General features: G+C 35.8%; 6 protein-coding genes. 5 read left to right on the top strand and 1 reads right to left on the bottom strand.

Features of this window, described 5'->3' with window-relative positions; translation table 11 throughout:
• Positions 1-85: 85 nt before the first annotated feature.
• The 4 genes from uvrA to FLA105534_RS03120 all read left to right on the top strand — a co-directional run bounded on the left by uvrA (position 86) and on the right by FLA105534_RS03120 (position 10,340).
• Positions 86-2,917: an excinuclease ABC subunit UvrA gene (uvrA, locus tag FLA105534_RS03135; RefSeq protein WP_173964592.1), complete on the top strand. Its 2,832-nt coding sequence runs from the start codon at positions 86-88 to the stop codon at positions 2,915-2,917.
• 1,043 nt (positions 2,918-3,960) lie between these two features.
• Entirely contained in the window at positions 3,961-4,689 is a 729-nt protein-coding gene (locus FLA105534_RS03130) for an LOG family protein (protein WP_068845660.1), read from the top strand.
• Between the two features lie 300 nt (positions 4,690-4,989).
• Positions 4,990-7,740 (top strand): gluzincin family metallopeptidase, encoded by a 2,751-nt coding sequence (locus FLA105534_RS03125; RefSeq protein WP_173964611.1) that lies wholly within the window; start codon positions 4,990-4,992, stop codon positions 7,738-7,740.
• A gap of 188 nt (positions 7,741-7,928) precedes the next feature.
• A complete protein-coding gene (locus FLA105534_RS03120; RefSeq protein ID WP_173964591.1) occupies positions 7,929-10,340 on the top strand; it encodes an alpha-ketoacid dehydrogenase subunit alpha/beta in 2,412 nt (803 codons plus the stop codon).
• Between the two features lie 223 nt (positions 10,341-10,563).
• On the opposite strand, the gene kdsB is transcribed toward FLA105534_RS03120, so the two are convergent.
• Positions 10,564-11,298 (bottom strand): 3-deoxy-manno-octulosonate cytidylyltransferase, encoded by a 735-nt coding sequence (kdsB, locus tag FLA105534_RS03115; protein ID WP_173964590.1) that lies wholly within the window; start codon positions 11,296-11,298, stop codon positions 10,564-10,566.
• A gap of 141 nt (positions 11,299-11,439) precedes the next feature.
• On the opposite strand from kdsB, the gene FLA105534_RS03110 reads away from it, so the two are divergent.
• Positions 11,440-12,777: an outer membrane protein assembly factor BamB family protein gene (locus tag FLA105534_RS03110; protein WP_173964589.1), complete on the top strand. Its 1,338-nt coding sequence runs from the start codon at positions 11,440-11,442 to the stop codon at positions 12,775-12,777.
• The last annotated feature ends 132 nt before the right edge of the window (positions 12,778-12,909 follow it).

Raw genomic sequence — 12,909 nt, 5'->3', positions numbered from 1 at the left:
TTTGTTACTATTTGTAACATAAACTTTTGCACTCCAGTATCAAAAGAACAAATCAAAATGGTAACTTTGCTTTTTGCTCAAATTTATGTTAGAAAAAGACAATACTATTGAAGTTCTTGGTGCAAGAGTTCATAATCTAAAAAATATAGACATTTCAATTCCGCGTGAAAAACTGGTTGTTATTACCGGTTTATCAGGCTCGGGAAAATCATCTTTAGCATTTGATACCATTTATGCCGAAGGACAGCGTCGTTATGTAGAAACTTTTTCGGCTTATGCCAGACAGTTCCTTGGCGGCTTAGAACGTCCCGATGTAGATAAAATTGACGGACTTTCACCCGTAATTGCAATTGAACAAAAAACCACCAGTAAAAGTCCACGCTCTACCGTAGGAACCATTACCGAAATCTACGATTTCCTAAGGCTTCTTTACGCTCGTGGTGCCGACGCTTATAGTTACAACACGGGCGAAAAAATGGTTTCGTATTCTGACGAGCAAATTAAAGATTTAATCATTCAGGATTTTAATGGAAAGCGCATCAATATTCTGGCTCCGGTAATTAAAGCCAGAAAAGGACATTATGCTGAATTGTTTCAACAAATTACCAAACAAGGCTTCCTAAAAGTACGTGTCAATGGTGAAATTCAGGATTTAGTTTCCGGAATGAAACTGGATCGTTACAAAACACACGACATCGAAATCGTAGTCGACAGAATGCTGATTGAAAATACTGAAGACAATCAAAAACGTTTAGCCGAAAGTATCAATACAGCGATGCATCACGGTGAAAATGTCTTGATGATTTTAGATCAGGACACTAACGAAGTGCGTTATTTCAGTAGAAATTTAATGTGTCCTTCAACTGGTATTTCGTATCAAAATCCGGAACCTAATTTATTTTCTTTCAACTCCCCAAAAGGAGCTTGTCCGCATTGTAATGGTTTGGGAACTGTACATGAAATCAATATTAAAAAAATTATTCCAAACCCTAAATTGTCTATAAAAGCAGGTGGATTCGCACCACTTGGTGAATATAAATCATCCTGGATTTTTAAACAATTAGAAGTTATTGGTGAGAAATATGGTTTTAAGATAACAGACCCTATTGAGAAAATTCCGGAAGAGGCCATGACTGTTATTTTACATGGCGGAAAAGATAAATTCACGGTAAACTCAAAAGATCTTGGCGTCACCCGAGATTATAAAATAGATTTTGAAGGTATCTCTCATTTTATTAAAAATCAATATGATGAAAGTGCTTCAACAACTATCAAACGTTGGGCAAAAGATTTCATGGACGAGGTTAATTGCCCTGTTTGTGAAGGATCCCGTTTGAAAAAAGAAGCTTTATTCTTCAAAATCAACAATAAAAATATCACCGAACTATGTGATATGGATATTTCTGATTTAACAATCTGGTTTCAGGATCTAAATACTCACTTAACCGACAAACAACTTTTGATCGCTTCGGAAGTGGTTAAAGAAATCAAAGACCGTTTAAACTTCCTAATGAATGTTGGCCTGAATTATCTAGCATTAAGCCGAAGCTCAAAATCACTTTCGGGTGGTGAAGCACAACGTATACGTCTGGCAACTCAAATTGGATCACAACTGGTTGGAGTTTTATATATTCTGGACGAACCAAGTATTGGTTTACATCAAAGAGACAACGAAAAACTAATTAAATCATTAGAACAATTACGCGATATTGGGAACTCGGTTATTGTGGTGGAACATGATAAAGATATGATTGAAACCGCCGATTATGTGATTGACATTGGTCCGAAAGCCGGTAAATATGGCGGAGAAATCATCAGCATTGGAACTCCTGCCGAAACATTAAGGTCTAACACCATTACTGCTCAATATCTGAATGGTAAAATGAAACTCGAGATTCCGAAGGAACGTCGCAAAGGAAATGGAAAGTCCTTAAAACTAACGGGAGCAACAGGAAACAACTTAAAAAATGTTTCTATCGAACTGCCTTTAGGACAACTGATCTGCGTAACTGGAGTTTCCGGAAGTGGAAAGTCAACTTTGATAAACGAAACGCTTTATCCTATTTTAAATGCTTACTATTTTAATGGTGTTAAAAAACCACAACCCTACAAAAAAATTGAAGGCCTAGAACATATCGATAAAGTAATTGACATCGACCAAAGTCCGATTGGAAGAACACCACGTTCGAATCCGGCAACCTATACCGAAGTTTTTACAGAAATCAGAAACCTGTTTACTATGACTTCCGAAAGTATGATTCGAGGTTATAAAGCAGGACGATTTAGTTTTAACGTAAAAGGTGGACGCTGTGAAACCTGTGAAGGATCTGGCGTGAGAACCATCGAGATGAACTTCTTACCTGATGTTTATGTAGAATGTGAAACCTGTCAGGGCAAACGTTTTAACAGAGAAACACTGGAGATTCGATACAAAGGAAAGTCTATATCTGATGTTTTAAATATGACCGTTGATGAAGCGGTTCCGTTTTTCGAGAACATTCCGAAGATTTACAGAAAAGTAAAAACTATACAGGATGTTGGTTTAGGTTATATCACCTTAGGTCAGCAAAGTACAACGTTGTCAGGTGGTGAAGCACAGCGTATCAAACTGGCTAGTGAGTTATCCAAAAAAGATACCGGAAACACCTTTTATATTCTGGATGAACCTACTACAGGATTGCATTTTGAGGATATACGTGTTTTAATGGATGTCATTAATAAATTAGTGGATAAAGGAAATACAATTTTAGTAATAGAACATAACATGGACGTTATTAAACTTGCGGACTATATTATCGATATTGGTCCAGAAGGCGGAAAAGGCGGCGGACAATTGATCGCCAAAGGAACTCCGGAAGAAGTTGCGAAAAGCAAAAAAAGTTACACCGCTAAGTTTTTAAAGAAAGAACTAGAATAAAATTATCATTGCCAAGGTTTTAAACTTTGGCAATGAATTTTGTCTCTTTTTGGAATTAAATCAAGGAAAGAATATAAGTCGAGCCTAAGGCTCTTTTTATTATTATGTCCATTTTATATGACGGATTAAAACCCATCGCTACAAGATTAGTCGAGCCTACGGCTCTTTTATGATTACATCTGTTTTATACGATGAAATAAAATCCGTTATCAATAAACCAACCATATGATTAAGTTCCAAAGGAACGATAGATTTTGTAGCAACGGATTTTAATCCGTTGAAAATAAAACGGTCCCAAAATAAGTTTCAGAGGAACGGCACATTTCGCAACAATTTTAAATTTCGACAATGAATTTCGTTTCGTTCTGAAATTAAATTAAAAAAAATATTGGTCGAGCCTATGGCTCTTTTTATTACTACATCCATTTATATGACGGATTAAAATCCGTCACTACAATATTGGCCGAGCCAACGGCTCTTTAATGATTACATCTGTTTTATACGATGGAATAAAATCCGTTATCAATAAAACAACCACATTATCAAGTTCCGAAGGAACGATAGATTTTGTAGCAACGGATTTTAATCCGTTGAAAATAAAACGATACCAAAATAAGTTCCGGAGGAACGGCACATATTGCAAGTACAGATTCAAATCGATTGGCACAAAACAAAACATTTTTGCAAAACACCCTTAATGCATTGATAATGAACAGTAACCCGCTACCCTCTTTTATTCGGATGCAATATTTAAATTAATAAATCCTCATTTTTGCTCCAATTCGCAAAAAAAGCCTTAATTTAGCTGGCCTTTTTGTCAAAATTTTAAACTTTGGCAACGCTTTTTTGGGCAAAAAAAAACATTGATTAAATCGAAAACTGATGCCCTAGCCCCGATGGAAACGGCATCCTTTTGTGACGGGAGTTCGGCACAAAAGATATAGTGGACAGCGGGAAAGAGCTCCTTCCTTCGACTATGCTTAGAATGACCATTTAAAACGACACAGCTAGAAATAAAAATATAAATAATTAAAATACCTAAAATGAGATTAGAAGATTTTGATAATGATGAGGATAAAGTAATTCAGGACCGTTTAAAACAAAAAACGTGGAATGAAATCAGGACCAACGACAGCTGGGCGATTTTTAAAATCATGGCTGAATTTGTAAACGGATATGAAAGTATGGGACGTATTGGCCCATGTGTCTCTATTTTTGGATCAGCAAGAACAAAACCAGACGACAAGTATTATCTATTAGCAGAGAAAATAGCTTATAAAATCAGTAAAGCAGGTTACGGAGTAATCACAGGAGGTGGTCCCGGAATCATGGAAGCTGGAAACAAAGGAGCACATCTAGGAGGCGGAACTTCCGTTGGACTAAATATCGAATTGCCTTTTGAGCAGCATTTCAATCCTTATATTGATCACGACAAAAACCTGAATTTCGATTATTTCTTTGTGAGAAAAGTAATGTTTGTTAAATATTCACAAGGTTTTGTAGTAATGCCTGGAGGTTTTGGAACTCTTGACGAAATGTTTGAAGCCATCACTTTGATCCAAACTAAGAAAATTGGAAAATTCCCGATTATATTAGTTGGAGTTGAATTTTGGTCAGGATTAATCGAATGGGTCAAAACTGTACTTGTTGAAAAAATGCATACAGTAAGCCCTGAAGATTTAAACTTATTCAAGATTGTAGACACTGAAGATGAAGTAGTTGATGTATTAGACAAATTCTACAAAAAATACGATTTAAGTCCAAATTTTTAATACAATCATCAATTTTAGAAGTGATATACAAATTTAAGTTTCCTGCTGAACAGGCAGAAAACAAGAGAAATTCATATCGTCCATAAAATTACATTAAATAAAATACTACAAAAATTAAAAGCTGTTTTTTAAACAGCTTTTTTTATACTATTTTTACAAAAAACCAAAATCATTATTTACGCTTGAGTTTATTTACAATTTAAATTATTTACTCTATCCTTGAAATCATTTTATAAAATCATATTCTATATTTTCGTTTTATTCGGCTCGATAAAACAATACGCACAACATCAGTCTAAGATGGAGGTCGCCGTTAATCTTGAGCTCAAAACCCTGAACATAAAACAAGACATCACCTATTACAACACTTCAAATGATTCTTTGATTTCAATTGTCCTTAACGATTGGAACAATGCTTTTTCCGATAAAAATACGCCATTAGCCCGACGATTTTCCGACGAATTTTACAGAGGTTTTCATTTAGCAAAAACTACAGAAAGAGGAAGTACAACTGTTTTAAGTTTAACCGATTCAGACAACGCTGTACTTGAATGGGAACGAACAGCGAAAAATCCGGATTATATTGTAGTAAAACTAAATCGTAAATTGCGTCCAGGAGAAAAAATCGATTTGCATTTAATTTATATCGCCAAAATACCGAGTGATAAATTCACCCGTTATGGTTTTGATCAAAATGGTGGTATGAATTTAAAAGACTGGTTTTTAAGCCCGGCTCGTTTTGAAAATCATCGTTTTATGAAATACAACAATTTCAATTTAGATGATATTGCCAATGCTGGTACAGATTACGAAATTGAAATAAAAGTACCACAACAGTACTATGTAACTTCTGATTTGAATCAGATTTCAGAAGGCAATGCAAGCTCATCTTTTAAAACTTATGTGCTTACAGGGAAAAATAGAAATGATTTCACTTTGTTTATCGAAAAGCAAAATAGTTTCAAAAACTACGAAAATGGCTCGCTTCAGGTACTTACAAATCTTACAAACAAGAGACTGACCGATATTCAAAGTGCCATTATCATCAATAAAGTAGTTACTTTTGCTAACTCTTTTATTGGAAAATATCCACATCAAAGAATCACTGTTTCTCAGGTAGATTACGATCGAAATCCATTCTACGGATTGAACCAGCTGCCTTCGTTCATTAGTCCGTTTTCAGACGAATTTGTTTTTGAAATCACATTCCTGAAAACTTATCTGAATAACTATCTTAAAAACAGTCTGCGTCTGGACCCCAGAAAAGACAACTGGGTTTATGACGGTATTCAAATTTATGCGATGATGAAGTACATCGAAGAAAACCATCTGGATCAGAAAATGCTGGGAAGGCTTTCTGACATGAAACTCTTTTCTGGTTTTAACATCACAAGCCTTACTTTCAACGAGCAATACAGTTATTACTATATGCTTATGGCCCGTAAAAATCTGGATCAGCCGTTAGGAGATCCAAAAAACACTTTAATAAAATTTAACGAACAAATCGCGAGTAAATATCGTGCAGGCTTAAGTCTTAGTTATTTAGATGATTATTTAAATCACAATATTGTTCCCGAAAGTGTGCAGGAATTCTACGATTTAAACAAAACGGAACAGACAAACCGATACGATTTAGAAAAAATACTAACCAAAAAAAGTCCCAAAAAAATTGACTGGTTTTTCAATACGATTATAGGTTCACGTGACATCATCGATTATAAGTTCACCCATGTTTCGAGAACGAAAGACACCGTGGCCTTTCGAATTAAAAACAGAACCGGTATCTATGCTCCGATACCTATATATGGAATTAATAAAAATGAAGTTGTTTTTAAAGAATGGGTTGAACCTAAAACAGCCGATTCAACCTATATTTTTGAAAGAAAAAATGCCGACAAAATTGTCATCAACTATGACAATGAGGTTCCGGAATACAACCAAAGAAACAATTGGAGATCCATAAAAAGTTTGGTTATTACTAATCGTCCTATCAAATTTAATTTTGCCAAAGATCTCGAAGATCCTTATTACAATCAAATTTTATACATACCAACTCTAAATTATAACTATTACGACGGTCTGACTCCCGGTATGCGTCTTCACAACAAAACAATTTTAGACAAACCTTTTACGTTTGATATCGATCCGGCTTATTCCATTAATGCGAAAACTTTTTCAGGTTCTTCCTCATTTTCCTGGAATCAGTACTACCGAAACAGCACTTTATACAATGTACGCTATTCCATAAGCCAAAATTATTACCACTACGCTCCTGATGCCGCCTATTTGAGACTGAATCCGATGGTACAATTCAGAATCCGTGAAGAAAATTTCAGAGATAACCGAAAACAACTAATCATGTTCAGACAGGTTATTGTAAATCGTGAAGCAAGTACTTACATCAAAGACAATTCCACTCCAAATTATTCTGTTTTTAATGCCCGTTACGTTAATACAAAAATGGAACTGGTAAATCATTTTAATTTTATGACGGATGTTCAGTTCTCAGGAAAATTTGGAAAAGTAGCTGCAGAAATTGAATACAGAAGACTTTTTGAAAACAATCGCAAACTAAATTTAAGATTGTACGCCGGAAGCTTTTTATACAATCGAACAAACTCTGATTATTTTAGTTTTGGTTTAGACCGACCGTCTGATTATATGTTTGATTACAATTTTTTCGGCAGATCAGAAAGTACTGGAATTTTCAGTCAGCAATATATAATAGCCGAAGGTGGTTTTAAATCTAAAATAGCACCAAGATATGCCAATCAATGGATGGCTACCTTAAATGCGAGCTATGCTATCTGGAACTGGATTGAGGTTTATGGAGATGTAGGTTTAATGAGAAGCAAGCATCAAAGCGAAAATTTTAGATATGATAGTGGTATCCGGTTAAATTTAGTTCCGGATTATTTTGAATTGTACTTTCCGGTTTATTCTAATAACGGATGGGAGATTTCACAAAATAAATACAGTGAAAAAATACGATTTATCGTCACATTTTCACCAAAAACATTACTTAATCTTTTCACTAGAAAATGGCTTTAATCGAATGAATTACTTGTAAAAACATGCATTATTCATATAAAAAAAGCAAAAACACCAAGCATAACACAAAAAAGACACCCGCTTTTAGCAATTTAATTACAGATAATTAAATTATATTTACTTTAATGAATTATGATTATTAATACTTTTTAATTATTTTTGTTGCGTAACATGACCCATTTGAGATTATGATTAAAGAAAAAAATAATACTACACTTACTTTCGAAGATTTCAAGACTGAAGTAATGAACGATTACAAAATTGCGGTTACCAGCCGCGAATGTAGTCTTTTAGGACGTAAAGAGGTATTGACAGGGAAAGCTAAATTTGGAATATTTGGAGACGGTAAAGAAGTCCCACAACTTGCAATGGCAAAAGCCTTCAAAAACGGAGATTTTCGTTCCGGATACTACCGCGATCAGACTTTTATGATGGCCATTGGCGAATTGACTCCAAAGCAGTTTTTCGCAGGTTTGTATGGCCATACCGATTTAGATTTTGATCCAATGTCTGCCGGAAGACAAATGGGCGGCCACTTCGTAACTCATAGTTTAAATGAAGACGGTTCCTGGAAAGATTTAACAAAACAGAAAAATTCAAGTGCCGATATATCTCCTACTGCCGGACAAATGCCAAGATTATTGGGATTGGCACAGGCTTCAAAAATCTACAGAAATGTTGACGGAATTACTGTTAAAGACAAATTTACAGTAGACGGAAATGAAGTTGCCTGGGGAACTATAGGAAACGCAAGTACTTCTGAAGGCTTGTTTTTTGAAACTATAAACGCTGCAGGTGTACTGCAGGTTCCGATGGTAATGAGCGTTTGGGATGATGAATACGGAATTTCGGTTCACGCCAGACATCAGACTACGAAAGAAAATATCTCTGAGATTTTAAAAGGATACCAACGCGATGAAGATGCTAAAGGTTACGAAATTTTCAGAGTTAAAGGCTGGGATTATGCCGAACTGGTTTCGACTTACGAAAGAGCCGGTGCTATTGCACGTGAAGAACATATTCCCGTTTTAATTCACGTAAACGAATTAACGCAACCACAAGGACATTCTACTTCAGGTTCACACGAGCGTTACAAAAACGCAGAAAGACTGGCTTGGGAAAAAGATTTTGACTGTATTCGTCAGATGCGCTTATGGATGATTGCCATCAATATTGCGTCACCTGAAGAATTGGCTGAAATTGATTTTGATTTGAAAAAAGAAGTCCTGGAAGCTAAAAAAGAGGCCTGGAATTCTTTCATCAATCCAATTATCGAAGATCAGAAAAACCTTTTGGCTTTATTAGGTCAAATTGCTGAAGCAAGCATCAACCATAAAGAAAGAATACAAAAATACATTTCGGAATTAAGCGCTATCAAATCACCTTTAAAAAAGGAAATGCTTACCATCGCAAGAAAAATATTGCGTTTTATTGAAGTTCCAAACAGCAAAGTTTTATTATCAAACTGGATTACCAATTATATTGAAATTACGCAGCCACGATTCAGCAGCCACTTGTACTCTGATTCTGAGCTAAATGTATCTTCTGTTAAAAAAGTACTTCCGGAATACGACGAAAATGCGAAAGCAGATTTGGACGGAAGAATGATCCTTCGTGATAATTTCGATGCTTTGTTTACTAAATATCCGGAAACTTTAATTTTTGGTGAGGATGTTGGAAACATTGGCGATGTAAATCAGGGGCTTGAAGGTATGCAGGAAAAATACGGAGAACTTCGTGTTGCCGATATCGGAATCCGTGAAGCGACCATTATCGGTCAGGGAATCGGAATGGCGTTGAGAGGTTTACGCCCGATTGCTGAAATTCAATATTTAGATTATTTACTATATGCCATCCAAATCATGAGTGATGATTTGGCGACATTACAATACAGAACGGTAGGAAAACAAAAAGCGCCGTTAATCATCAGAACCCGCGGACACCGTTTAGAAGGTATCTGGCATTCAGGTTCACCAATGGGAATGATTATCAACGCTATTCGTGGTATTCACGTTTTAGTACCAAGAAACATGACTCAGGCTGCAGGATTCTACAACGCCCTTTTAGAGTGTGATGAACCGGCTTTAGTAATCGAATGTTTGAACGGTTACCGTTTAAAAGAAAAAACACCACTAAACTTTGGAGAATTCAAAACACCGATTGGTGTAGTTGAAACTTTAAAAGAAGGTTCGGATATAACACTTGTTTCTTACGGGTCGACTTTAAGACTGGTAGAACAGGCTGCGGTTGAATTATTAGATTTAGGAATTGATTGTGAGGTAATCGATATTCAGTCTCTTCTTCCGTTTGACATCAATAAAGACATTGTAAAAAGTATCGCTAAAACCAATCGTTTGTTAGTTATTGACGAAGATGTTCCTGGTGGAGCTTCAGCGTTTATTTTACAACAAATTCTGGAAGAACAGGATGCTTACCACCATTTGGACAGTAAACCACAAACTCTTGCTGCAAAAGCACACAGACCAGCTTATGGAACTGATGGTGACTATTTCTCAAAACCTTCTGCCGAAGATATCTTTGAGAAAGTCTACACGATGATGCACGAAGTTAACCCTTCTAAATATCCAAGTTTATACTAAGATTTTAGTTTACTATAAAAAAACTCCCCAAATGAAACTTTGTTCTTTTGGGGAGTTTTTATTTAGTTTCAGGTTTCGGGTTTCACATCTCACATCTCACATTTTACATTTTACATTTTACATTTTACATTTTACATTTTACATTTTACATTTTACATTTTACATTTTACATTTTACATTTTACATTTTACATTTTACAAGCTACCCGATTAACCTGCTTCAATCAAATATCCTTTAAAATAGCTCTTGCCTTCTCCAAATCCTCGGCAGTATCAATTCCGATTCCGACATGTGTCGTTTCTACCATTTTAATACGTTTTCCGAACTCTAAATAGCGTAGTTGCTCTAGTTTCTCAGAAGCTTCTAAAGATTTCATTGGCAAGCTGTAAAAATCCAATAAAGCCTGTTTTCTAAACGCATAAATTCCGATATGCTGAAAATAACGAACCCCAACATCTTTATCCCTCGGGTATGGAATTACTGATCGTGAAAAATACAATGCAAACTGCGACTGATCGACTACCACTTTCACATTATTCGGATTATTAATTTCCGTTTCATCGGTAATCTCACGCATTAAAGATGCCAGATCTATTTTGCGTTCTCTGTCGTCTTTAAACACAGATAAAACCTGTTCTAAAGGCCCGGCTTCGGTAAAAGGCTCATCACCCTGTACATTTACAACAATATCCACATCAAGACCCGCAACAGCTTCTGCAATTCGATCACTGCCGGATTCGTGTTCTTTGATACTCATAATAGCTTTCCCGCCCTGATTTACAATTTCATTATAAATTAAATCGGAGTCTGTTACTACAAATACATCATCAAACAATTTTGTAGCAACGGTTGCTTCATACGTTCTTAAAATCACCGATTTTCCTCCAAGATCCTGCATGAGTTTAGCAGGAAAACGTGTTGATGCATATCGCGCCGGAATTACAGCTATTATCTTCATTTTATTTTTATTTTATAAACTTCTAAACAAATGTAACTATTCAGAATTAATAAGTTTAAAAAAAATATTCCTTGCCGCATTTTATAAATCTGAAGAACAGTAATTTAAAAAATACATTATATTTATGAGAAAAAAACTACTATGAAAAAACACCTGATTTTGCCCTTACTTTTATTAAACTTAACTTTTATTCCTTCGGCCTTCGGCCAAAAAAACACCAAAATAAATAATGCTTTTACCGATCGTGTTTTTGACGGACAAGGCTATCAACCTACTTCTGATCTAAAGTGGAAATTCAAAACTGATGGTAAAATTTTCTCCTCTCCAATTGCAAAAGACGGCACTGTTTATATAGGCAGCGAAGACGGTTTTCTCTATGCTATTGAAGAAAAATCAGGAAAAACAAAATGGAAATTTAAAACCAATGGAGCTATTCATAGTACTCCCGGCATTTATGGAAACTCGGTTTTCTTTGGAAGTTTTGACGGAAATTATTATGCCGTAAATACCCAAAACGGCAAGTTAATCTGGAAATTTAAAACTGGCGGTGAACACTGGCTGGGAGAAAACGGCAGGTTCGGGATGCAACCTGCAACACAGTATATGGACGATCTCTGGAGTTTTTATATATCATCTCCGGTAGTTTATGAAAAAGGAAAAAAGGCAGTTGTCCTGTTTGGGAGCAGCGACGGAAACATTTACTCACTGGATGCTAAAACCGGAGATTTAAAATGGAAGTTCAAAACCAATGAACCTGTACACGGAACTCCGGTAATCGATAAGGATAAAATTTATATTGGTGGCTGGGATGCTGTATTGTATGCGCTAAATATCGAAACCGGTAAGGAAGTCTGGCGTTTTACAACCGGAACAAAACCGGGTTTTAAAGGAATCCAATCCGCTGTTGCTGTTGCCGACGGGAAGGTTTATTTTGGAGCCAGAGAGCCTTACTTCTTCGCTTTAGATGCCGAAACTGGAAAATTACTCTGGAAATACGATGCCGAAAATTCCTGGTTTTTAAGCACGGCTGTTATCCAGAACAACACCGTGTATGTAGGAACTTCAGATACTTATGCTTTATTGGCTCTGGACGCCAAAACGGGTGCCGAAAAATACCGCTATAAAACTAATGGCTATGTTTATGGATCGCCTGGCATATCAGGTAATACCGTTTATTTTGGCGATTTTACCGGAAATTTCTTCAGTCTGGATTTACTTTCTAACGGGGGAAAATCTAAAGTCGTAAGCACCGAAAATCGCAAACAATTGGCCACTTCTACATTAAAAAACGACCTTTTAGATTTTTCCTACACCGGCCGTAATGCAGATCTTTCGCTGTATGACAATTGCAAAAAGGTAATGGATGATTTTTATAAACTGGGAGCTATTGTTTCTTCTCCATTTATCAGTAACAAAACGGTGTATTTTGGAAGCGCCGATGGCTATCTCTATGCTTACAACTTAGAAGAGGAAAAATAATGCTATTACTTTATTCCACAGAGATTCACAAAGTTTTCACAGAGACTCACAAAGTTTTTTTTTGCAGGGGACTTAATTTTTCTCACGCAGATTTTCTTTGCAGGATTTCGAACGAATTTGAATCAGTTCAAT

Origin of the sequence: Flavobacterium collinsii, assembly GCF_902804485.1 — a bacterium.
Classification (GTDB): Bacteria; Bacteroidota; Bacteroidia; order Flavobacteriales; family Flavobacteriaceae; genus Flavobacterium; species Flavobacterium collinsii.
Note: the sequence above shows the minus strand (reverse complement) of the source record. Positions and strands in the feature narration are given on the sequence as shown.

Coding starts and splice junctions, on each gene's coding strand:
- FLA105534_RS03125 (WP_173964611.1), top strand. CDS start 4,990: ATGGAGGTCGCCGTTAATCTTGAGCTCAAAACCCTGAACATAAAACAA.
- FLA105534_RS03130 (WP_068845660.1), top strand. CDS start 3,961: ATGAGATTAGAAGATTTTGATAATGATGAGGATAAAGTAATTCAGGAC.
- FLA105534_RS03120 (WP_173964591.1), top strand. CDS start 7,929: ATGATTAAAGAAAAAAATAATACTACACTTACTTTCGAAGATTTCAAG.
- uvrA (WP_173964592.1), top strand. CDS start 86: ATGTTAGAAAAAGACAATACTATTGAAGTTCTTGGTGCAAGAGTTCAT.
- kdsB (WP_173964590.1), bottom strand. CDS start 11,298: ATGAAGATAATAGCTGTAATTCCGGCGCGATATGCATCAACACGTTTT.
- FLA105534_RS03110 (WP_173964589.1), top strand. CDS start 11,440: ATGAAAAAACACCTGATTTTGCCCTTACTTTTATTAAACTTAACTTTT.